Raw genomic sequence first — 21,337 nt, 5'->3', positions numbered from 1 at the left:
AATTTGACGAGGCGCAGAAGGTTCCATGCCCGATCTGTGCGACATTTCGCACAAATGTGCGAACTCTTTGTGCGGTCCCTCGCACGTTCCTGTGCGCCTAAGGCTGCCCTAACGAAGAATTGCCGTTCTAAAACAGAATCCTAAATCATCCTTCGAATGAACTTGGACGGTTTCAAACCGTGCGGGACATTTGCCTGCGCACCTCGACGTCAGCAGCGGGGGCCGCCGAGGAAACCGCGGGATGGTCCCGCAGTACAGGAGTCCCCCCCCCCGTGATCGCGTTACCTTCCGCCCCAGAGCCGTCCGTCCGCCGGCCCTTCTATCGGCATCTCTATTTCCAGGTTCTGACCGCCATCGTCGCGGGCGCTGTCATCGGTCACTTCTGGCCGTCCTTCGGTGAAAGCCTGAAACCGCTGGGCGACGCCTTCATCAAGCTGGTGAAGATGATCATCGCCCCGGTCATCTTCCTGACCATCGTCACCGGCATCGCCGGCATGAGTGACATCGGGCGCGTCGGCCGCGTGGCGGCCAAGGCCTTCGCCTATTTCCTGACCTTCTCGACCCTGGCCCTGATCGTCGGCCTGATCATCGCCAATATCGTCCAGCCGGGCCGTGGGTTGAACATCGACCCAGCCACCCTGGATGTGGGCGCGGTCGCCAAATACTCGGAGCAGGCGCACGAGACGACCATCACCGGCTTCCTGATGGGCATAATTCCGGACACGATGGTTTCGGCCTTCTCTGAAGGGAATATTCTTCAGGTCCTGTTCGTCTCGGTCCTGTTCGGCCTGGCCCTGGCCCTGGTCGGCGATGTCGGCAAGCCGGTGCTGAATTTCCTGGAGTCGATCAGCCACGCCTTCTTCAAACTGGTGGCCATTCTGATGAAGGCCGCGCCGATCGGCGCCTTCGGGGCCTTCGCCTTCACCATCGGCAAATACGGCATCGGCTCGATCGCCAATCTCGCCGCCCTGGTCGCCACCTTCTACATCACCGCCATCGTCTTCGTGGTCGGTATTCTGGGCCTGGTCGCCTGGGCCAACGGGTTCAACATCCTGAAGCTTATCCGCTATCTGAAGGAAGAACTGCTGCTGGTCCTGGGCACCTCCTCTTCGGAAGCCGCCCTGCCTTCGCTCCTCAACAAGATGGAGCGCGCCGGCGCGTCGAAGTCGGTGGTCGGTCTGGTCGTTCCGACCGGCTATTCGTTCAATCTGGACGGCACCAATATCTATATGACGATGGCGGCCCTGTTCATCGCCCAGGCCCTGAACATTGACCTGACGCTGGAACAACAGATCCTGCTGCTGCTGGTCGCCATGCTGTCATCCAAGGGGGCGGCGGGCATCACCGGCGCGGGCTTCATCACCCTGGCGGCGACCCTGTCGGTGGTTCCTACGGTCCCGGTCGCGGGCATGGCCCTGATCCTCGGCATCGACCGTTTCATGAGCGAGTGTCGCGCCCTGACCAACTTCATCGGCAATGCGGTGGCCACCATCGTCGTCGCCCGATGGGAGGGCGAGTTGGACCGGGACGCTCTGCACGCGGCGCTGAACGGTCCCGCCCAGCCGATCGCGGCCCAGCCGGATCCCGCCGCTGGACCGGGTGACAAGGATTTGGTCACCGCCGACTGATTTCCTCCCCGGAAAACAGGCGCCGTCGCGAAAGCGCGGCGCCTGTACTGCATTCGGACCCCGCTCAACCGACGATACGCAGTTCTGCTTATCCAGGTTTGGCCCTTCGTTAACAGTCACGCTTTACGTCTGATGACAACGACCATCCACTGACGAGTACAGCCCCATGATGATTCAACGCACCCTGCTGGCAGGTGTCGGCTTCGCCGCGCTAAGCTCGTCGGCCTTCGCCCAATCGACGCCGTCTGCAGACGAAATCTCCGCGTTGCGCGCCCAGGTCCAGGCCTTGTCCGCCCGCCTTGAGCAGTTGGAGGCCCAGTCGCAGGCCCAGGCTACGGCCCCTGCCGCAGCGGGAACGCCGTCCGTCGCCTCGGCCGCTGCGCCGCGTCCGGCCGCCCAGGCCGCCAGCACGCCTTCGTCGGTCGATTGGGCCACGGGCCTGCCTGAGCTCCGCAGCCCCGACGGCGGCTTCACCTTCAAGCCGCGTGTTCGCGTCACGGCCGACCTGTCCAACACCTTCGGCTCAGACTTCGACAGCCGCAACCTGACCACCACGGAACTCCGCGGCCTGCGCCTGGGCGCTCAGGGCAAGACGCCCGGCGGGTTCAGCTACTGGATTGAAGCTGATATCGCCGATAATGCGGTCAGCGTCGCCAATGCCTTCATGTCCTACAACCGCAAACTGGATGGTCGCGATCTGGAAGTGTCGATGGGCCAACGCCTGAACGACCGCGGCGTGGAAGGCGGCACGGCTGAGGACGTGGTTCCCTTCCTGGAACGCAGTCTGATGGTCAACACCGTCGGCCCGGAACGGGGCGCCTATGGCGTCGGCGTCACCTCCAAACTGACGGGCAGCGTCTGGCACGCTTCGCTGTCGCTGACCGGCGACGCCATCAGCGGCGGTACGGCGAACGACTCCATCACCCTGATGGGACGTACCCACTGGTCGCCGTTCAAGACGGACGCCGGCTTCCTGCACCTGGGCGGCTGGGGCTTTGTCGAGGATCTGACGCCCAACGCCTCGGTCGCCTCGCGCAGTCTGGTCGTTTCGTCGCGCGGCAACGACAATCTGCGGCTTGCCGCTGGAGCGTACACTGATCCCAAGGGCAGCAAGGGCCTGGGCCTTGAACTGGGCGGCGTGCATCGCTCGGGCTGGCTGATGGCCGAGGGCGGCAAGCGGGTGCTGGAAACCGCTACGCGCGACTATGATCAGGACGCCTACAGCATCTCGGCCGGCTTCTTCATCACCGGAGAGAAGCCGCCGCTTTCGGCCCGCACCGGCACCTGGACCCGGCCCAAGGTCCTGAACCCCCTCGGCGCCGACGGCTACGGCGCGGTGGAGATCGTCGGTCGCTATGATACGGCCGATTACAGCGACAATCTTACCGGCGGCGAGGCCGACACCTGGCTGCTGGGCGTCAACTGGTACCCGACGAACAATACGCGCATCTCGGCTCACTGGAGCGCCTGGTCGGTCGACAACAGAACCGGGACCTTCGCCGGTGACGACAGCGGCAATACCGCCACCGTCCGTGTCCAGACCGCATTCTAAGTCTAGAATATCAGCCCGGAACGGTCCGCCGTTCCGGGTTTCTTCATAATTAACGCCCAAGACAGTATTGAGCCGTAACGAGACGACAACATGAATCCGAAGAACATTCCGATGCAGCGGAAGTTGGCGATCGCATTCGCCCTTTTGCTGACCGTGGCCGCCGCGATGATCGGCGCCGTGTTCTTCCAGTTGTCCGCCATGAAGACAGCCGCCGAGCTGAACGCAGAGAGCAAGGCGATCATCGACCACACCCACGTCGCCGAGAAAGGCTTCATTCGCCTGAATTCGCAGATGCGCGGCGTCTTGCTGACCGGCAATGCTGATTATCTCGACGTATATAAAACCGGCTGGGAGCAGTTTGAGGCATCCGTCGCCGCTCTGCAGGTGTCCAATCTTACCCCCGAAGAGAAAGCGCTGGTCGATAAGGCTCAGCAGGATGCAGTGGCCTGGCGGACCGAGTTCGGGACGCCGCTGACCGAGGCCGCGCTTGATACGGCGCGTATTGAAGCCGCACGTCGCGTCGTGATCGACTCGGGCGACAAGGTTCGGGTGACCCATATCACCAAGGCCATCACCCAGGTCCGCGACATCGAAGTCGAACGGATGACCCTGCGTGACGCCGAACAGGCGTCGGCGATCACAGCCTCCTTCCTCGCCCTTGCTGTTGGCGGGTTGATCCTGGTCGCGGCCGCCGTCTTCCTGGGCGTGCAGTTGTCGATCCTGATGGTCGCCCCGGTTCGTCGTATGACCGGCGCAATGTCCGTCATGGCGCAGGGCAAGCTGGACGTCGCCATTCCCGACACGGAGCGCAAGGACGAGGTCGGCGCCATGGCTCAAGCCATGCAGATCTTCCGCGACAACGGCCTGCGCGCCAAGGCGCTGGAGCAGGAAGCGGAATCGATGCGCGACGAGTCTGAGACCGAACGTCGCCGCCGCGAGGCCGCCGCGAAGCAGGAAGCGGCCGAAAACGCCGTCGTTATCGAAAGCCTTGGCAAGGGGCTGTCCGCCCTGGCCGACGGCGACCTAGTCTATCGCATCGACGCGCCCTTCCCCGAGCGTAGCGAGATTCTGAAAACCGACTTCAATCGCTCGATCGCCCGTCTGGAAGAGACCGTAAGCGGCGTGCTCGGCTCGGTCCACGGCATCGACTCCGGCGCCGGCGAGATCAGTCAGGCCTCTGACGACCTGTCGCGCCGTACCGAACAACAGGCCGCCAGCCTGGAAGAAACCGCCGCCGCCCTGGACGAAATCACCGCAACGGTCCGCATGACCGCGGAGGGCGCCACCAAGGCCGCTACTGTCACCAACGGGGCGCGTCAAAGCGCCGAGGCTTCGGGCGCGGTCGTCATGAACGCCGTTGAAGCCATGCAGAAGATCGAGGACGGCTCACGCCAGATCAGCCAGATCGTCGGCGTGATCGACGAGATCGCCTTCCAGACCAACCTGCTGGCCCTGAACGCCGGGGTCGAGGCGGCGCGGGCGGGCGAATCCGGTCGCGGCTTCGCCGTGGTCGCCTCCGAAGTGCGGGCCCTGGCCCAGCGCTCGGCCGAGGCCGCCAAGGAGATCAAGACCCTGATCAGCAGCTCCGGCTCCGAGGTCGAGAACGGCGTCCGCCTGGTCAGCGAGGCCGGGTCCGCCCTGCAGGCCATCGCATCCCAGGTCAACGACATCAGCGCCCTGGTCGTCGAGATCGCGGCCTCCGCCAAGGAGCAGGCTACGGGTCTGCACGAGATCAACATCGCCGTGAACCAGATGGATCAGGTCACTCAGCAAAATGCTGCGATGGTCGAACAGGCGACGGCGGCGAGCAATTCGCTGCGCCAGGAAACGGCCGAACTGTCGGCGCAGGTGTCCTTCTTCCAGGTATCCGGTGGAAAACCGGGCCAGAAGGCTTCGTCGGTCCAAGGTGGGCCGGCGAGTCCCCCTTCGCGCCCGGCGCCGAGGGTTGAGCAACGCGTCGTCAAGGTCGCGAACGGACGGGATATGACAGTGGGGTCGGGTTCTGACGGCTGGGAAGAGTTCTGACAGAATAGGGAGGGGCGGGGCGCTTGTTCCGCCCCTTCTTCTTTGAAAATGAGACTCCATTCAAACCCTGTTTAACGGGGGTCGGAGCGGTTTCCGTCGCTGAAGTTTTGGCAGTGTTGAAGCCATGCAACGCTTTCTGAAACTTCATGAATTTAGCCGCTTTCCGGCCATGATTGTCCCGTCCCAAGGGGGCTGATTTCTTCCTCTGGAACACGGTTTTCATGATCCCGACCGCGCTCATGCTGCTCGCACTCGCCCCCACCGCAGGGACTGAAATCCAGTCGCCGCAGCAGGAGGAAGCGACTACGGTCCTCCCGGATATCGAGGTGACTGCGACCAAGCGTGGCGTCGCCCTGGGCGGGCAGGAGCCGATCGTCTCCTATGACTCCACTCAGATCCAGGCCTTCGGCGCCACCAATATCGGGGAACTGGTGACCCTGCTGGAGGCCCAGACCCGCAGCGCCCGTGGCGGATCCCCGGTCTTCCTGGTCAACGGTCGTCGCATCTCGGGCTTCCGCGAAATCCGGGGCGTGCCGCCCGAGGCGATCGAACGCTTTGAGGTCCTGCCCGAGGAAACGGCCCTGTCTTACGGCTACAGCGCCAACCAGCGTGTCGTGAACATCATCCTCAAGGCCCAATTCCGTTCGCTGACCGCCTCGGTCAACGTCAGCCGGTCGGATCAGGGCGGTCGCACGACGACCGCGAGCGAGAACAACATCCTCAACATCGCCGGTGCGGATCGCTGGTCGCTCGATATCAACGGCAACAGCAGCAACGCCTTGTACGAGTCCGAAAGGAATATCGATCGTACCGGGACCGCGCAGCTCGATTCCGTGGGCGACACTGATCTGAACGCCTATCGCACTCTACAGCCGCGCACGGCCGAGGCGTCGGTGGCGGGAACCTACAAGCACGACCTGAACGACAAGGTCGGAATGACCTTGAGCGGCAGCCTGGAGGACAGCAGCAGTCGCAGCTATCTGGGCTTGCCGGGCGTCAGCCTGAGCCTGCCCGAGGGCAATCCCTGGTCGCCCGACGGCGCGGCTGTCGATCTATATCGCTACATTGGCCTGCCAGACGCGCTGCAGCGCCAGACCAATACGCGGGCTGCGGAACTGGGCACGGTGTTCGACGGCTATCTGGGCGAATGGCGCTGGACTGCGACCGGCGAGTATAGCCGCACCGAGACGGACACCACCACCGGGCGCGGGGTCGACGAGGACGCCCTTCAGGCCGCAATAGACGCGGGCGACACGAGCGTGAATCCCTACGGCGATCTGAGTGGGGGGGCGAAGAGGGCTGCCCGCGACACCGCCAACTCGGTTTCGCAGTCGCTCGAGGGCGAGGTCGTCCTGAACGGAACGGCTTGGGAGCTGCCTGCCGGCGGCGTCACCACCACCTTCAAGGTCGGAGGCGAGCACCAGTCGCTGGACTCAGAAAGCCTCCGGTCCGGCGTGGCCGCCGATCGGTCGCAGTCGCGCGACCTGGGCAGCCTGCAGGCCAATTTCGACCTGCCAATCTCCAGCGTGGATCGCGGCGTCCTGCCGAAGATCGGCGATCTGTCCGCCAATATGAACCTGGCCTATCAGGAGTTGTCGGACTTCGGCGGCGTCTCGGCGCTGGGTGGTGGTGTAAACTGGTCGCCAGTCGCTCGGCTGTCCCTGTCGGCCAATTACTCGAACGAGGACAAGGCGCCGACGATCCAGCAACTGAACGATCCGACCATCTCGACGCCGAACACCGCCGTCTTCGACTATTCGACCGGTCAAACTGTTCAGGTCACCCAGATCACCGGCGGAGACCCGAACCTGAAGGCCGAGAACCGCCGGATCCTGAAGCTGGGCGTCAATTGGCAGCCGCTGTCGGCTACCGACCTGCGCCTGAACCTGGCCTATACCCGCACCGAGGCCGAGGACGAGATTTCCGGCTTCCCCGCCATCACCCCCGACCTCGAAGCCGCCTTGCCGGAGCGGTTCTCCCGCGCCGATGACGGCACTCTGACGTCCATCGACGCCCGCCCGCTGAACTTCGCCAGCCGCGAGCAGCAGGACGTTCAGTGGGGCTTCAACTTCTCCCAACCTTTCGGCAAGCCCAACGAAGCCGCGATGGGTCAGAGGCCGGGCGGCCCCGGAGGTGGAATGCGTATTGGCGGCCCCGGCGGCGGTCCGCGCGGCCCCGGCGGCGGGCGGTTGCGCGGTTCGACCGCTCCCGGCATGCAACCCGGCCAAGGGATGTTCAACTTCTCGCTGACCCACACCTGGCGCGTTCAGGATGAGGTGACGATCCGCGACGGCCTGGCGCCGCTGGACCTGCTGGACGGGGATTCCATCTCCGGCTCGGGCGGCCAGTCGCGTCACGAGGTTCAGGTGCAGACCGGACTGTTCAAGAACGGCTTCGGCGCCTTCGTGAACGCAAACTGGAAATCGGGCACGACCGTCGAGGGCGATACTGCGGATTCAGCCAATCTGGATTTCTCCGACCGGACAACGATCAACCTGTTCGCCTTCGCCGACCTGACCCAACGCACCGCATGGGTCGAGCGTTTCCCCTTCCTGAAGGGGGCCCGTGTCGGTTTGGGCGTGCAGAACATCTTCGACGACCGGATTTCCGTCACCAGCAGCGACGGCGCGACGCCGGTCAATTATCAGCGCGATTACCTCGACCCGCAGGGCCGGGTGTTCCGGATCAACCTGCGCAAGATCCTGTACTGATTGGAGAGGGCAGGGCGGTGTCGGGCCCTCCTGCCTTCCGGACTGCCTGACGAACGATCAGGGCCAGACCACCGCCAGGGCGATCAGAATGGCGACAGCGGCCAAGGCGATGGGAAAGAACAGACGGTCGGACATGGCGACAGCCTAGCGGCCGCCCCCAGACGCTACAAGCCGACACGCGCCAGCTTGGCTGTGCGCTGCAACACGGCGGCGCGCGCAAGCCTTGACCGGCTCATGACGGCGGCTTACCCGGACAGACTGTTTTGCCGAGGACCGATCGAATGCCGCGCCTGATCCTGCTCCGCCATGGCCAGAGCCAATGGAACCTGGAAAACCGTTTCACCGGCTGGGTCGATGTCGATCTGACGGCGGAGGGCGAGGCCCAGGCGCGTCGTGGAGGCGAACTGATCGCCGAGGCCGGGTTCACGCCGGCCGTCATGTTCACCTCGGTCCTGACGCGCGCCAAACGCACCGGCACCCTGGCGCTGCAATCTGCGGGCCTGACGGATGTTCCGGTCGTCGAGGACTGGCGCCTGAATGAGCGTCACTACGGCGGCCTGACCGGGCTCAACAAGGCTGAGACGGCCCAGAAGCACGGCGAGGACCAGGTCAAGGTCTGGCGCCGCAGCTACGATGTGCCGCCTCCGCCGCTGGCGCCCGGCGGCGAGTTCGATTTTAACGCTGATCCCCGCTATGCGGGCAAGGCTATTCCCGACACCGAAAGCCTGAAGACTACCCTCGAGCGGGTCGAACCTTATTGGGACGCCGAGATCGCGCCGCGCCTGAAGGCCGGCGAAGACGTCCTGATCGCGGCCCACGGCAATTCGCTGCGCGCCATCGTCAAACTGTTGTTCGCGGTGCCGGACGACAAGATCGTCGGGGTGGAGATCCCGACCGGTAATCCGCTGGAGATCGACCTCGACGCCGACCTGAAGCCGACCGCCGCCCGTTATCTTGACGCCGCCCGCGCCGAAGAGCTGCCGGCCGTCGCATGAGCTGGTCCGACGCCGACCGCGCCTTCATGGCCCAGGCCATAGAACTGGCGACCGGCCGTATGGGCGAGACCTGGCCCAATCCCGCCGTCGGCTGCGTCATCGTCAAGGACGGTCGGGTGATCGCCCAGGCCGCCACGGCGCCGGGCGGACGTCCCCATGCTGAAGAACAGGCTGTTCCCGCCGCCGGCGCGGAGGTTGCGGGCGCAACCGTCTATGTCACCCTGGAGCCGTGCGGCGCCCGGTCATCCGGTCGGCAGTCCTGCGCCCATTTCCTGACTGAGGCCCAGGTTGGGCGTGTCGTCGTGGCCTGTCTGGACCCCTCGCCCTTTGCCGCTGGCCGCGGCACCGAGCGCCTTCGCGCCAAGGGCTTGACGGTCGAGACCGGACTGATGTGCGAAGAGGGCGCGGCCCTTTGCGAGGGTTTTCTACATCGGCTGGAGACCGGACGGCCGATGGTGCGGATCAGCAAGGACGGCGCCGGGTTCGACGGGCGGTTCGCCGCCTCGCCCAAGGCGGATCTGGTGACCGAGCTTAAGCGGTTGGGCGAGGCCGGCTATACGCGTCTGTGGACCTCGCCTGGAGAACTGGCGGACGCCCTTCGCGAGCAGGGCCTGCTGACCGAGTGACAACCGCCTGTTGCGCAAGGCTTTCTTAAGTTGCTGGGCGTTAATCTGGTCCAATGGCCCAGGCTGCTGAACCCCTTGTGCGCAAGCGCCTGACCCAGGCGGAAGTGGACGTGATCTGCGCCCGCCATGACCGACTGTTCCAGGCCCGCCCCGGCGGCGCCCGCGCGGTCTTCGCCTGGATGGACATCTCCGGCCTGAAACTGACCGGCCGCAACCTGGCGGACGCCGATTTCGCCGCTGCCTGTCTGGAAGGCTGCGACCTGACCGGCGCCAAGCTGGACAACGCCAACTTCTTTGGCGCGGACATGCAGGATGCGGTTTTGGCCGAGTCCAGTCTTCGGCGCGCCGATCTTCGCGGAGCCTGTCTGCGGGGCGCGGATCTGTCCGGCGCTGATCTGTTCGAGGCCGACCTACGCGAGGGCACCATCGCCGCCGCGGACGCGAAGCTGGGCTTCAAGGTTATCGAGCCCCGCCATCGCCAGGAGACCGAGGCCACCGGCGCCTGCCTGGCCGGCGCCAATCTTCAACGCTCCAAGATGTCGGGCGTCATCGCGATCAAGGCCGATTTTTCGGGCGCGGTGATGAAGGATTGCAAGATGATCCGCGCCAATCTCAAACAGGCCGACTTCCGGGGCGCGGACCTGGCCGGCGCGGATCTGTCGGGCGCCAACCTGTCCGGCGCCGACATGCGCGACGCCATTCTGGTGGGCTGCAAGATGACCATGTGGTGCGCCGACGGCGCCAATATGGAAGGCGCCCTGACGGACAAGAGCACCGTCGGCGAGTCCGTTGACCGGATGCCTGCGGCCGAGATGCTGCGCGTCCATGCCCGCTGGTGTGAGACGGGCGGGGCCGAGGGCCAGCCGTCCGTCTTCGACGGGGTCGACCTGCGTCCGCTGAAGTCGATCACGGGCCTGAACCTGACCGCCCTGTCGGCTAAGGGGGCGGTCTTCTATGGTTTGGACATGGAGGGGGTGCAGCTTCAGGGCGCCCACCTCGAAAACGCCGACCTGCGCTCGGTCAAGCTTTATCGGGCCGACCTGCGGGGCGCTCGGTTGAAGAACGCCAAGCTGAACGGGGCGGACATGCGCGGGGCGCAACTGGGCCCCCTGCTGATCGGTGCGGATCGACTGCTTTCCGCCGACCTGACCGGAGCCGTACTGCGGGGCGCCGACCTTTCGGGCGCCGACCTGCGCCGCGCGATCATGACGGGTGCGGATCTTGGGCGTGCGACCCTGCACGGCGCCCAGACCCGCCAACTGGACCTGACGGACGCCAACCTGACGGGCGTCCGCGGCCTGGTCCTTGACGACCAGGCCGCCTAGCCCTTAGGCCAGCGCCTTCAACTGATCGACCAGATCGGTCTTTTCCCAGCTGAAGCCGCCCTCGGCGTCCGGCTCGCGGCCGAAATGCCCATAGGCGGTGGTGCGGGCGTAGATCGGCTTGTTCAGCCCCAGATGGCTGCGGATGGCCCGCGGCGTGGCGCCGCCGATCAGGTCCAGAATCTTGTCCTCCAGCACCGATTCCGAGATATTGCCGGTGCCGTGCAGATCGACGTGGATCGACTGGGGCTTGGCCACGCCGATGGCGTAGGAAATCTGGATGGTGCAACGGTCGGCCAGGCCGGCGGCGACCACGTTCTTCGCGAGGTAACGGCAAGCGTAGGCGGCCGAACGGTCCACCTTGGTCGGATCCTTGCCCGAGAAGGCGCCGCCACCGTGCGGGGCTGCACCGCCATAGGTATCGACGATGATCTTGCGGCCGGTCAGGCCGGCGTCGCCGTCCGGTCCGCCGATCTCGAAGATGCCGGTCGGATTGATGTGCCAGACGGTGTTCTCGTCGGTGAAGCCCTCGGGCAGGACTTCCAGGATGTAGGGTTTGACGATCTCGGCGACCTGCTCGGAGCTCAAGCCCTTGGCGTGCTGGGTCGAGAGGACGATGGAGGTGGCGCGGACCGGCTTGCCGTCCACGTACTGGATCGTCACCTGGCTCTTGGCGTCAGGTTCCAGTTGCGACCCGCCGGCGTGGCGCACCTCCGCCAGACGCTTCAGGATATTGTGGCTGTATTGGAGGGTGGCCGGCATCAGCTCCGGCGTCTCGTTCGAGGCGTAGCCGAACATGATGCCCTGGTCGCCTGCGCCCTCGTCCTTTTCATTGGTCGAGTCGACGCCGACGGCGATGTCGGCCGACTGGGCGTGCAGGTAGCAGGCGTATTCCGCCGTCTCCCAGTGGAAGCCGTCCTGCTCATAGCCGATGTCCTTCACCGCCGCGCGAACCAGCGGCTCGAGGCTGTCGATGATGGACTGGGTGAAGGCTTCGTTCTGTTCCTTGGTGTTACCCGGCTGGGTGGCGCGCACCTCGCCGGCCAGGACGATCCGCTGGGTGGTGACCATGGTCTCGCACGCCACGCGGGCCTCAGGGTCCTTCGACAGGAAGGCGTCGACGACGGTGTCCGAGATGCGATCGGCGACCTTGTCGGGGTGACCCTCGGACACGCTTTCCGAGGTGAAGAGGAAGGAAGAACGAGCGGCCAATAGAGGCTCCTGTCTGTGTCAGCCCGAAATGGTATCCGTCAAACATATAAAGACATGTTTATATGTTCAAGTGACCTTCCCGCCTTTGACGCTTGGGAGCACGTCGTATCTGGTTGTCACTGCAAATTCCTCTATGACAAGGGTGGGGAGCGCGTGAATGTCTGACAGCCTGTCGCCAAGAGAGATCGAGTGTGTTCGCTTGGCGGGGCTGGGCCTCGAGGACAAGCAGATCGCTGCGCGTCTGGGCATATCGCCGCGAACCGTCGGCAATCACCTGCATCGCGCGTACGGCAAACTGGGGGTGTCCGATCGCCGACTGGCCGCGCGGCGGCTGAGTAACGTTTACTCAGGGGAGTCGATACTCATTTCCGATGTCGGCGAAGACGGGCTTGTTGATCTGGCGTCGGCCGGACAATCGGAGGACGACGGCCCAGGACTTCGGACCGCCTGGTTCCTTCCTGCTCCGCCTCGCGGCGTCGGCGGTAGGTTGGCGGTCATTGTCGCAGGGGCCGCCGTCGCCCTGTTGCTCGCCATCGGGATCGTGACGGCAGGCATGGTGGTTCCCTCCCTGTTTGATCGGATCGCTCCCGAGTGGGCCCGCTGACACGGGAACCGTTTTGGAGGATGAGACAATGAGAAACATGCAGGTCGGGCTCAAAGTCGCACGCCAGGTCAGGACCGCCGAACAGGCGGTCGATCAGGCCATGATCGAGGTCTGTAAGCTGATCCAGGCTTCGCTGGAGGGGCGATTTGAGGCGCGATTGGCGGCCGAAGTCGGCCAGTCCGCTCTGGAAGACATAATGACAGGTTTGAACCGTCTCGCTGCGGTTCGTGCGGCGGTCGCCGCCGGTCACGCCGGTCTGGCGACCGTGGCCGACGAACATCAGATCGGCTGGCGAATGGAGGGGATGGGCGAAAGCAAGACCAAGGCAGCCGCGCCTGCTGGCGTGCTGCAACTCGCGGCCTGATCGGCGCCGACGGCATGCCATCACCGCTCTGGATCTTCGGCGTCTGCCTCACTGTTCTTTCCCTGGGACTACTGATCTGGAAGGGGAAGCGACCGGAACGTGAGGCGGCCGTCGGTCTTTATCTCGCGCAACTTCTGTCCGGCTGGGCCGACCACCTCGTCATGGGGCAGTTCCGCTGGGCGGTGGCGCTGATATCCGTCGGTCTTCTGGCTTGGCTCGTCCAACTCAGCCTTCGTTATAACCGCTGGTGGCTGCTGTTCGCCTCCGGCGCCCAGCTTCTCGCGCTCGGCACCCATTTGTCTTCCCTAGTCGGGCCGGACGCCCTCACTTGGTCGATCGTGACCACGCGCATGGTGGCCTGGGTCGAAATCATGATCCTCGGGCTGTTCGGGGTCTGGGAAGCAAACACCGCCCCCTACGCCAATCAAAAACCAGATCGCGCCAAGCCGCGCATGTCTTGAACGACAAAGGTATCCAACTGTGACCGCTCAATCTCTCGCGAACTTCATGCCGCTGTTTCGATCATGGTTCGAAACGGCCCATATAGCCGACAGTCTCGGCGTCTCCAGTCTCGCGTCCAGCGGAGACAATCTTCTCGCCGAACTGGATCTCGGCCCCATGGTCGAGGCCGAGGCGAGATTGCTGAGCCACGCTCCGTCCAGCGCCACCGAGGCCGCCTGCCTGTTGGAAATCGTCCGCCAGAACATAGCCGATGCGGGGCGTTCGGACAGTCTGGACATGCGGGCGCTGGAGGCAGTCCAGTCCTGGTTGGCGAACCTGACGGTCGGCGAAGGGGCGGGGCCAGCCATTGAACGGCTGTTGAAACCCCGCCCCTGAATTCAGCCGCGCAGACCCTTGGCCACGACCAGCAGGGCGTCGCGTTTCTCGGCGTCGCGGATGCTGCGGAAGGCCGAAAGCAATTCCGCTACGCCGGGAGAGGCGAGAACCAGTTCGTCGCCTTCTGCCGTCTCCAGTTCGCCGAGCAAGGCGGCGCCGGTCGATTTCAGAACGGCGGCAATCTGCAGCAGCCGGGCGGCCGATACGCGGTTTACTCCGCGCTCGTACTTCTGAATCTGCTGGAAGGTCACGCCGGCGCCGGCGGCCAGTTGGGCCTGGGTTATGCGGAGTTCTTCGCGACGGCTGCGGATACGCGCGCCGATGGCGATGTCGATGGGATCTACAGTGTCGCTCATCTTGGCCTTCGGGGGGAGACGATAATGCCGCCGTCAGGCCCCAAATCATCGAAGGCGTCAAGCCGTAGCTGCACTTTAGAGGAATGCTACGTACTCAGACTATCATTCCTGTCAACCATGAAGCGATTATCAAGGTTAATGTATCGAGGCTAAAAAAGTAGATCTCAGATAGACCTCTCGGCCTCAATTCTAAAGCGCCCCAAGACAAGCCCGGTGTTTGCTTCAGACCTGCGGCAACGAAGGCCGCGAGGTGGTGCCGCTTGCGTGACTCGAACACGCGACCCCCTCATTACGAATGAGGTGCTCTACCGGCTGAGCTAAAGCGGCCCGGTTGCGAAGGCGAACCAGCCCGCGCGAGAGGGGCTCTTTATACGGGCCTATCGCGCTTGCCAAGCGCCGCTTTCAAGGTCGCCAACAATGTCGCCTCGTCGGGCCGTTCGGCAACGGCCGGAGTCAGGCCGTGGGTGATCAGGGGTGCTGCAGCTGCAGCTGAGATACAGACGTAAACAGCGTCGGCAGGTAGGGGCCGACAGGACGTCAACGCCTGACCGCCGCGTGGAGAATGTATCAGCACGGCGTCGCAGACGGGCGGAATCGGCTGCTGAACACAAGTCGTACGGTAAACGGCGAGGGGCAGAACTGTGATGTGACGGGCATCCGCCGCATCCAGGGCGTCGACCAGGTCGCCAGCGGGCGTCTCGGCCTGGGGCGCCAGCAGGACCGCGTCACTCAATTCGGTTGCAATCAATCGCGCCAGAGCGGTCAAGTCGCCATCGGCGGAGCGGACGGCGACGAAGCCCGCCTGCCGCGCGGCCTGTGCCGTGGCCCCGCCAACGGCGAAGACGGGGCGGTCGCGGCGCGGGGTCAGGGCGGTGAAGGCGGCGACGCCATTGGCGCTGGTGAAGGCCAGGGCGGCGAACCTTTCCAGGTCTGGAAGAGCCGGCGTCAGATTTTCGACCACCAGCAGTGGATGGACGAGCGGCTCGAACCCCATGTCGCGCAGGCGGACCGCGGTGCGCGAGGCCCCCGGCTCGGCGCGGGTGACCCAGACGCGCGGTTTGGCCGGGCTTTCGGGGAGGGGAGCGGTCATCCGTCCAGGCTCGCGGGATCGACCTCCTGATCGCCGGCGAAGGCATGGACCTCGCCGCCCAGTCTCTGGCCCAGGGCGCGGGCGTCGGCCTCGGTCGGTTGGAACAGTTCGCCGGTGCGGCGCCAGCGGGCCGAGCCGTCGGGGCTCAGCATTTCGGTGGTCAGGCGCAGGGTGTCGCCCTCGATCAGGGCGTAGGCGCCGACGGCGGTGCGGCACGACCCTTCCAGCGCGGTCATGGCCCCTCGTTCGGCGGCGACGGCGACGGCGGTCTCGGCATGGTTCAGGGCCGAGACCCAGGGGGCGTCGATGTCCTCGGCGCGGGTCTGGATCGCCAGGGCGCCCTGGCCCGGCGCCGGCAGGAAGGCGTCCAGCGACAGTTTCTCGCGGATATGTTCGGTCACGCCCAGCCGGGTCATGCCAGAGACGGCCAACAGTATGGCGTCAAAGTCGCCCTCGGCCGCGCGTCGCAGCCGGGTGTCGATATTGCCGCGTAGCATTTCCACCTTCAGGTCGGGCCGCAGGGCCAGGGCCTGGGCCTGGCGCCGCAGGCTGGCCGTTCCCAGCCGGGCGCCGAAGGGCAGTTGGTCGAAACTGTCGAAGTCGCGGCTGATGAAGGCGTCGCGGGCGTCCTCGCGTTCCGGGATGGCGGCGATGCACAGGCCCTCGGGCTGTTCGGCGGGGACGTCCTTCATGGAATGGATGGCGATGTCGATCCGGCCGTCCAGCAGGGCCTCCTCGATCTCCTTGGTGAACAGGGCCTTGCCGCCCAGCTCCATCAGCCGGCGATCCTGGATGCGGTCGCCGGTGGTGACGATCTCGACCAGGGGCACGGCCGTCTCGATCTCGGCCTCGGCTATGCCCAGGGCCCGGCCGATGGCGCGTTGCATCATGCCCGATTGGGCCAGGGCGAGCTTGGACCGCCGGGTGCCAATGCGGAGAGGAAGGTTCATGGTCGTTGCTTACCGGACGCCGGATCGCTACCTCGACCCGATGGAGAGTTCCGCCGACTATAGCAGCGGCGCCGAAGCGGCAACTGGACGGGATGTCCCCCCCCTTCCTGGTAAAGCCCTGACGGTGCTGGGTCTCGAGACCAGCTGCGACGAGACCGCCGCCTCGGTGGTGCGACTGCACCCGTCTGAACGGGGCGGCAGGGCTGAGGTCCTGTCCTCGGTCGTCCATAGCCAGATCGACGACCACGCGGCCTACGGCGGCGTCGTTCCCGAAATCGCGGCCCGCAGCCATGTGGAGATGATCGCCGATGTCACGCGCCGCGCCATGGCCGAATCCGGCCTGGGCTATGACGGCCTGGACGGGATCGCCGCGACCGCGGGGCCAGGCCTGGTCGGCGGAGTCATGGTGGGCTTGAGCTTCGGCAAGGCGGCGGCCCTGGCGCGGGGCCTGCCCCTGGTGGCGGTCAATCATCTGGAGGGTCATGCGGTCTCGGCCCGATTGGGCGAGGAAGTGACCTATCCCTTCCTGCTGCTGCTGGTTTCCGGCGGCCATTGCCAGCTGCTGGAGGTGCGCGGCGTCGGCGACATGAGCCGGATCGGCGCCACCATCGACGACGCGGCCGGCGAGGCCTTCGACAAGATCGCCAAGGCCCTGGGCCTGGGTTATCCCGGCGGGCCGGCGCTGGAGCGGTTAGCGGCGCAAGGCGACGGCTCGAAGATCGACCTGCCGCGCGCCCTGCTGGGCCGCAAGGACTGCGACTTCTCCTTTTCAGGTCTGAAGACGGCCGCCTTCCGCATCGCCCAGACCTGCGAGACCGAGCAGGACAAGGCCGATCTGGCCGACGCGGTCCAGAGCGCCATCGCCCGGCAACTGTCGGATCGCTCCGAACGGGCGTTGGCCGCCTATGCCGAGACACATGAGCACCGGCTGTTCGTGGTGGCGGGCGGGGTCGCGGCCAACAAGACCATTCGCGCCACGCTACAGGCGACGGCGGCGAAACACGGCTTCGACTTCCTGGCGCCGCCGATGGCCTATTGCACCGATAATGCGGCGATGATCGCCCTGGCGGGGGCGGAACGGCTGGCCCTGGGCCTGACCAGCGACATCGACGTGGTCGCCCGGCCGCGATGGCCGCTGGACGAAGCCCGCGCCCTGGCCGATCCTTCGCACAAGCCGGGCCGCAAGGGCGCGAAAGCATGACCAACGAGACCGCCTTGGGAGGGCGCATGGAATTCCGCACCGCAGGGGTTATCGGCGCCGGCGCCTGGGGCACCGCCCTGGCCCAGGTCTGCGTCCGCGCCGGATTGGAGACGACGCTGCAGGCGCGCGAGCCCCAGTTGGTCGAGACTCTGGCGGCGACGCGGGCCAATGACCTCTATCTGCCAGGCGTCCCCCTGGCCGAGGATCTGAAGTTCACCGCCGATCTGGCAGATCTGCGCGACTGCGACCTGATCCTGGCCGTTCCCCCGGCCCAGCATATGCGGGCGACCCTGACGGCCTTTGCGCCCCATCACCGCGCCGGCGTGCCGGTCGTGCTGTGCTCCAAGGGTGTGGAGCGGGGCACGATGAAACTGATGACCGAGGTGCTGGCCGAAACCCTGCCGGACGCCCCGGCGGCGGTCCTGTCCGGTCCCAGTTTCGCCGGCGAGGTGGCGCGCGGCCTTCCGACCGCCGTCACCCTGGCCTGCGCCGATCCTGTGCTGGGCCAGGCCCTGCTGAACACCCTGTCGGCGCCGGGCTTCAGGCCCTATCTGGCCACCGACCTGATCGGGGCCGAGGCGGGTGGGGCGCTGAAGAATGTCCTGGCCATCGCCTGCGGCGTGTCCGAGGGACGGCAGCTGGGCCGCAGCGCCCACGCAGCCCTGATCACGCGCGGTTTTGCGGAAATGACCCGCCTCGCCGTCGCCATGGGCGGACAGGCCGAGACGGTGGCGGGGCTGTGCGGTCTGGGCGATCTCGTCCTGACCTGCTCCAGTCCCCAATCGCGCAACATGAGCCTGGGTCTTGCCCTGGGCCAGGGCCAGACGGTGGAACAGGCCCTGGCGGGCAAGCGCTCGGTGGCCGAAGGCTATGAGAGCGCGCCGGCCGTGCGCGCCCTGGCCGCCCGTCTGGGCGTGGAGACTCCCATCGCCGAGGGCATCGCCGCCCTTTTGGCGGGCGAGATCACCGTCGATGGTCTGATCGACGGCCTGCTGTCGCGCCCGCTGAAGGCCGAGCGGGTCTGAACTCCGTGTCCGACGAAGCGGCCGAGCGCAAACGGGTCTGGAAAACCCCGGCGGGGGTCGCCTTGTGCGCTGAGGCCGATATCGCCGATCCCGGCTCGCGCGGTTTCGTCTTGCAGATCGGCGATGCCTTCTTTCATGGCTTCGTGGTGCGTAAGGAGGGCAAGGTCGCCGGCTGGATCGACCGGTGCCCGCACGCCGGCTTCCCCATCGCCATGGAGTTGGACCGCTATCTGACGCCCGATGGCGCGCTGATCCTATGTGGTTGGCACGGGGCGGTGTTCGAGCCCTTGACCGGCGAGTGCAAGGGCGGCCCTTGCGCGGGTGGCCGGCTGACGCCCTGGCCAGTGACGGCCGAGGGTGGGATCGTCCGCACGGCCTGAAGGGGCGCGCCACCTCAGGCGGCGAAGGCGGCCTTCATCGGCGTGACCGACGACGTCGGTCGGCGGGTCGGCAGGTCGAAACTGACCACGGTGCCGACCCCGGGTTCGCTCTGCATCGCCAGCTGGCCGCCGTGCAGCTCGATCAGCGACTTGGTCAAGGCCAGGCCCAGGCCTGTGCCCTGGGTCGTCTTCGAGTGCTGCCCCTCGACCTGTTCGAACGGGCGGGCCAGACGCACCAGATCCTCAGGCGCAATCCCGATACCGGTGTCGGCGCAGGCGACCCGGATGCGAGCCTCGCCGGCCGGTCCCCTGAACGGCGTCAGCGACAGGGTGACGGCGCCGCCCTCGGGCGTGAACTTCACCGCGTTTGAGATCAGGTTCAGCAGGATCTGTTTCACGCCTCGCTGGTCGGCCTCGATATCGGGCAGATCGCCGGCCTCGACCGACAGGCTCAGGCCTGCGTCCTCCGCCTTGCCGCGCATAAGACGGACCGCGTCGTCGCACACCTCGCGCAGCGACACGGGCTCGTAGTGCAGGGTCATCTTGCCGGCCTCGATCTTGGCCATGTCCAGGATGTCGTTGATCAGGCTGAGCAGGTGCTGGCCCGACTTCAGGATGTCGCCGGCATAGCCCTTGTACTTGTCGCCTATGGGGCCGAACAATTCGGCGGCCATGATCTCCGAGAAGCCGTTGATGGCGTTCAGCGGGGTGCGCAGTTCGTGGCTCATATTGGCCAGGAATTCGGACTTGGCCTGGTTGGCGGCCTCGGCCCGGGTCATGGCGACCTCATATTTCCGCGCCAACTGGGACAGCATCTGTTGGCTGGATTCAAGCTGGGCCACGGTCCGGCTCAGATCTTCGACGGCGCGGCGGCGCTCGGCCTCTTCGCGCTTGATGGCGGTGATGTCGGCGGCGGTGACGACCGATCCGCCTTCTGAGGTAAAACGCTCGGACAGCTGAAGCCAGCGCCCGTCGTGCAATTCGACCTCGCGCAGCCCCGCGCGCCCATGCGCCGGGGCGTGCTCGGCCTTGATGGCCAGGGCGGCGATCCGGTTCAACTCATCCTTGGCCGCGCCGCGCCGCACCACGCCCCGCTCGAATCCGAAGGCGTCTTCGAAGGCTTGGTTCGACAGGATCAGTCTGCCGTGCCGGTCGAACAGGACGAAGGCGTCGGAGATGCTCTCGACCCCGTCCCGCAGTCGGCTTTCGGCCGACTGGGCGGCAGCCTTGGCGCGGCGCGCCTCGGTGATGTCGAGCGCCACCCCCAAGATGACCGAAAATCCGCTCTCGCCGCGTTCGCCGCGCGCCTGGCCCCGCGCATCAATCCAGCGGGTGCGTCCCCCTTCGCCGGGAACGGGAAAGGTCACCTCGAAGGCGCCATAGGCCGAGGCCTGACGCAGGGCGTGCCGCACCTCGTCGCGGAAACGGGGATGGATGCGGGCCATCACCGCATCGCTAGACGTCACGCCGCCGCGCTCGAAGCCCAGCAGGGTCGCCATATAGTCGGACAGGGTGACTTCCTCGGCCTCCAGGTCCCATTCCCAGACGCCGCAACGGGCGGCCTCGACGGCGACACGGAAGCGGCGCTCGGACGAGGCCCATTCGCGGCTGGCGCGGGCCCGGCGAACACCCTGCCAAAGGAACAGGGCCATGACGCCCAGGCCCAGAACGATGGGCGCGCCCAGAACCCAGGAGTCGTCGATCAGCGCGGCCAGCCCGCGCGCCGGCGGCTCGCCCGCCGCCACCACATAGGGGCCGCCGGGCGCGACCGGCACGGCGACGACTGTGTGCTCGTCCGCGCCGGTCTTGATCTCGCGCGGCTGGTCCAGCGAGGCCAGGTCGCCCGCCGCGACGCCCAGCACGGCCTGGACCGTTTTGCCCCGCTCGTCTGCGTTTGGGGAGGCTAGGACGATCCCAGCGGCGGAAACGATCCGTATGCCGGCGTCCTTCTCAAGAGGCGGCGTGATCCGCGCTTCCAGCCGTCGTTCCCAGAGGTCGGATCCAGGCATGGCAACTTCGCCCTCGCCCTGGCTGGCCAGGACGGCGCCATCGGCGCCGATGACGGTGAAGCCAATGCCCGGCGCCGCCTGACGCGCGGCCTCCACGACGGCAATGGGTTCGGCGTCCTCGCTCAGGGCGGCTTCGCCAGCGTCCAGACCGTCGCGCGCAGCGCGCATCAGATCTGCGGTCTGACTGGCCGTCAGCCGCGCATTGAGGGTAAGGTTCTCTTCGCTGAGGCGCAGCGCCTCACGGACAGGCCGGCCGGCCTCGCGTGACAGCAGCAGGCCATAACCGGTGGCGCCCAAGGCCAGAACCAAGACGCCGATCCGCATCCAGGCCGGAGCGCCGGAGGCGCGGTCGGTGGCGCGTCGACCCCGTCCTTCCTGCCTCCGCTCCATGCCCCGCAAGGCGCTCTCCCGACCAAATCAGCTTCACGGGGAATCTAGGCTGCGTCGCGG

At 66.1% G+C, this 21,337-nt stretch carries 19 protein-coding genes and 1 tRNA gene; 14 read left to right on the top strand and 6 right to left on the bottom strand.

Translation table 11 applies throughout. From position 1 onward, the window contains the following. Positions 1 to 272: 272 nt before the first annotated feature. The 7 genes from ACW170_RS01575 to ACW170_RS01545 all read left to right on the top strand — a co-directional run bounded on the left by ACW170_RS01575 (position 273) and on the right by ACW170_RS01545 (position 10,862). A complete protein-coding gene (locus tag ACW170_RS01575; protein WP_492087958.1) occupies positions 273 to 1,628 on the top strand; it encodes a dicarboxylate/amino acid:cation symporter in 1,356 nt (451 codons plus the stop codon). 166 nt (positions 1,629 to 1,794) lie between these two features. Beyond that, on the top strand, positions 1,795 to 3,180 hold the full coding sequence (locus ACW170_RS01570) for an OprO/OprP family phosphate-selective porin (protein WP_492087957.1): 1,386 nt from the start codon (positions 1,795 to 1,797) through the stop codon (positions 3,178 to 3,180). 90 nt (positions 3,181 to 3,270) lie between these two features. Beyond that, entirely contained in the window at positions 3,271 to 5,205 is a 1,935-nt protein-coding gene (locus ACW170_RS01565) for a methyl-accepting chemotaxis protein (RefSeq protein WP_492087956.1), read from the top strand. A gap of 221 nt (positions 5,206 to 5,426) precedes the next feature. Continuing rightward, positions 5,427 to 7,916, top strand: coding sequence for a TonB-dependent receptor plug domain-containing protein (locus ACW170_RS01560; RefSeq protein ID WP_492087955.1), 2,490 nt, complete (start codon positions 5,427 to 5,429; stop codon positions 7,914 to 7,916). Between the two features lie 281 nt (positions 7,917 to 8,197). Beyond that, positions 8,198 to 8,911, top strand: coding sequence for a 2,3-diphosphoglycerate-dependent phosphoglycerate mutase (gpmA, locus tag ACW170_RS01555; RefSeq protein WP_492087954.1), 714 nt, complete (start codon positions 8,198 to 8,200; stop codon positions 8,909 to 8,911). Beyond that, complete coding sequence (locus tag ACW170_RS01550; RefSeq protein WP_492087953.1) at positions 8,908 to 9,537, top strand: bifunctional diaminohydroxyphosphoribosylaminopyrimidine deaminase/5-amino-6-(5-phosphoribosylamino)uracil reductase RibD; 630 nt, start codon at positions 8,908 to 8,910, stop codon at positions 9,535 to 9,537. Before gpmA ends, ACW170_RS01550 begins: the two co-directional genes overlap by 4 nt. Before the next feature lie 53 nt (positions 9,538 to 9,590). Further along, complete coding sequence (locus ACW170_RS01545) at positions 9,591 to 10,862, top strand: pentapeptide repeat-containing protein (RefSeq protein WP_492087952.1); 1,272 nt, start codon at positions 9,591 to 9,593, stop codon at positions 10,860 to 10,862. Between the two features lie 3 nt (positions 10,863 to 10,865). Here ACW170_RS01545 and metK read toward each other — a convergent pair whose 3' ends face one another. Continuing rightward, positions 10,866 to 12,071, bottom strand: a complete 1,206-nt coding sequence (metK, locus tag ACW170_RS01540) for a methionine adenosyltransferase (RefSeq protein WP_492087951.1) — start codon at positions 12,069 to 12,071, stop codon at positions 10,866 to 10,868. A gap of 157 nt (positions 12,072 to 12,228) precedes the next feature. On the opposite strand from metK, the gene ACW170_RS01535 reads away from it, so the two are divergent. Genes ACW170_RS01535 through ACW170_RS01520 form a run of 4 tightly spaced genes read left to right on the top strand, consistent with a single transcriptional unit; the run spans position 12,229 to position 13,876 of the window. Then, a complete protein-coding gene (locus tag ACW170_RS01535; RefSeq protein WP_492087950.1) occupies positions 12,229 to 12,675 on the top strand; it encodes a helix-turn-helix domain-containing protein in 447 nt (148 codons plus the stop codon). Between the two features lie 28 nt (positions 12,676 to 12,703). Further along, complete coding sequence (locus ACW170_RS01530; protein WP_492087949.1) at positions 12,704 to 13,039, top strand: hypothetical protein; 336 nt, start codon at positions 12,704 to 12,706, stop codon at positions 13,037 to 13,039. A gap of 14 nt (positions 13,040 to 13,053) precedes the next feature. Further along, positions 13,054 to 13,500 carry a hypothetical protein gene (locus ACW170_RS01525; RefSeq protein WP_492087948.1) on the top strand — a complete coding sequence of 149 codons (447 nt, stop codon included), beginning with the start codon at positions 13,054 to 13,056 and terminating at the stop codon, positions 13,498 to 13,500. A 19-nt stretch (positions 13,501 to 13,519) separates the two neighbouring features. Further along, complete coding sequence (locus ACW170_RS01520; protein ID WP_492087947.1) at positions 13,520 to 13,876, top strand: hypothetical protein; 357 nt, start codon at positions 13,520 to 13,522, stop codon at positions 13,874 to 13,876. Positions 13,877 to 13,878: 2 nt separating this feature from the next. Here the strand turns inward: ACW170_RS01520 and ACW170_RS01515 are convergent, their stop codons facing one another. The 4 genes from ACW170_RS01515 to hemC all read right to left on the bottom strand — a co-directional run bounded on the left by ACW170_RS01515 (position 13,879) and on the right by hemC (position 16,272). After that, positions 13,879 to 14,232 (bottom strand): helix-turn-helix domain-containing protein, encoded by a 354-nt coding sequence (locus tag ACW170_RS01515; protein ID WP_492087946.1) that lies wholly within the window; start codon positions 14,230 to 14,232, stop codon positions 13,879 to 13,881. Positions 14,233 to 14,483: 251 nt separating this feature from the next. Continuing rightward, a tRNA-Thr gene (locus ACW170_RS01510) sits at positions 14,484 to 14,559 on the bottom strand. Positions 14,560 to 14,599: 40 nt separating this feature from the next. Continuing rightward, the gene (locus tag ACW170_RS01505) at positions 14,600 to 15,322 is read right to left on the bottom strand and encodes a uroporphyrinogen-III synthase (protein WP_492087945.1); all 723 of its coding nucleotides are present in this window, start codon (positions 15,320 to 15,322) and stop codon (positions 14,600 to 14,602) included. Continuing rightward, a complete protein-coding gene (gene hemC / locus ACW170_RS01500; RefSeq protein WP_492087944.1) occupies positions 15,319 to 16,272 on the bottom strand; it encodes a hydroxymethylbilane synthase in 954 nt (317 codons plus the stop codon). The genes ACW170_RS01505 and hemC overlap by 4 nt, the downstream gene beginning before the upstream one ends. On the opposite strand from hemC, the gene tsaD reads away from it, so the two are divergent. The 3 genes from tsaD to ACW170_RS01485 are packed head-to-tail and all read left to right on the top strand — an operon-like array spanning position 16,271 to position 18,878. Next, positions 16,271 to 17,473, top strand: coding sequence for a tRNA (adenosine(37)-N6)-threonylcarbamoyltransferase complex transferase subunit TsaD (gene tsaD, locus ACW170_RS01495; RefSeq protein ID WP_492087943.1), 1,203 nt, complete (start codon positions 16,271 to 16,273; stop codon positions 17,471 to 17,473). The two genes, hemC and tsaD, sit on opposite strands and share 2 nt — an antisense overlap. Positions 17,474 to 17,499: 26 nt before the next feature. After that, positions 17,500 to 18,498 carry an NAD(P)H-dependent glycerol-3-phosphate dehydrogenase gene (locus tag ACW170_RS01490; protein WP_492089123.1) on the top strand — a complete coding sequence of 333 codons (999 nt, stop codon included), beginning with the start codon at positions 17,500 to 17,502 and terminating at the stop codon, positions 18,496 to 18,498. 5 nt (positions 18,499 to 18,503) lie between these two features. Then, positions 18,504 to 18,878, top strand: coding sequence for a Rieske (2Fe-2S) protein (locus ACW170_RS01485; protein ID WP_492087942.1), 375 nt, complete (start codon positions 18,504 to 18,506; stop codon positions 18,876 to 18,878). A gap of 14 nt (positions 18,879 to 18,892) precedes the next feature. Here the strand turns inward: ACW170_RS01485 and ACW170_RS01480 are convergent, their stop codons facing one another. Then, the gene (locus tag ACW170_RS01480; protein ID WP_492087941.1) at positions 18,893 to 21,277 is read right to left on the bottom strand and encodes a PAS domain-containing sensor histidine kinase; all 2,385 of its coding nucleotides are present in this window, start codon (positions 21,275 to 21,277) and stop codon (positions 18,893 to 18,895) included. Positions 21,278 to 21,337 lie beyond the last annotated feature (60 nt).

The sequence above is a fragment of the Brevundimonas sp. FV2ps16 genome (assembly GCF_058681075.1).
This window is presented reverse-complemented; position numbering and strand designations above follow the sequence as displayed.